The sequence below is a fragment of the Salinimicrobium oceani genome (assembly GCF_012037645.1).
This window is the reverse complement of sequence record NZ_JAAVJR010000083.1, coordinates 1-830: the sequence shown is the minus strand read 5'-3', so window position 1 is coordinate 830 and position 830 is coordinate 1. Positions and strand designations below refer to the sequence as shown.

The window sequence follows — 830 nt, the reverse complement described above, 5'->3', positions numbered from 1 at the left end:
ACTCTAAATTCAGTTTTTCTATCTCTTATGCTACTGTTACTCATTAAGCCGCAGTGGATCTTTGAAGTTGGATTTCAGCTGAGCTATGCGGCTGTAATCTCCATTGTATTGCTAAGGCCGCTGTTGCTGGAACTATGGGAGCCAACAACCAGAACCGGAAAGTATTTTTGGGATCTGCTCACAGTGACCATAGCCGCACAAATTGGCGTACTGCCCCTCAGTTTGTTTTATTTTCATCAGTTCCCCGGACTCTTTTTTCTTTCCAATCTTATTATCCTTCCGTTCCTTGGCATTATTCTTATTTTGGGCGTGCTGGTGCTTATTTTAGCGCTGGCCGGACTCTTACCTTCTTTCCTTGTCAAAACTTACGAGCTCATCATCTTTGTGCTTAACACGACGGTTGAAGCAATAGCTTCGCAGGAAAAGTTTCTATTTAGAGATATACCTTTTAGCCTGACGGAAGTTTGGGCCTGGTATCTTTTAATTTTATTGACTTTCATGTTATTGAAATCCTTCAGCTACAGAAAACTTTTAGCGGTTTTATCATCTGTAATCATAATTCAGGCGGTTTACATTTTTCAGCAGACGGCGACAGAAGATGAACTGATCGTTTTTCACAGAAGCCGCAACTCCATGATCGGGAAAGTTGAAGAAAAGAAGTTGCAGCTTTACCACAATTCTTCAGGTGCGGTGGAGGAATTGGCTATGATCAAAAATTACCAGGTTGGGGAGAGTGTTTCAGAAATTGAGCAAAAACCACTTCAGAATATTTATCTTCAGAAAGGTCATTTTTTGATCCTGCTTGACAGCACAGGAATCCTTCCGAAGCA

The 830-nt window shown here is 41.3% G+C and carries 1 protein-coding gene; it reads left to right on the top strand.

The features are described 5' to 3' along the window. Positions 1–27: 27 nt before the first annotated feature. Positions 28–830, top strand: an 803-nt coding sequence (locus HC175_RS15520) for a ComEC/Rec2 family competence protein (protein WP_235942641.1), incomplete at its 3' end; no start/stop codon positions are given.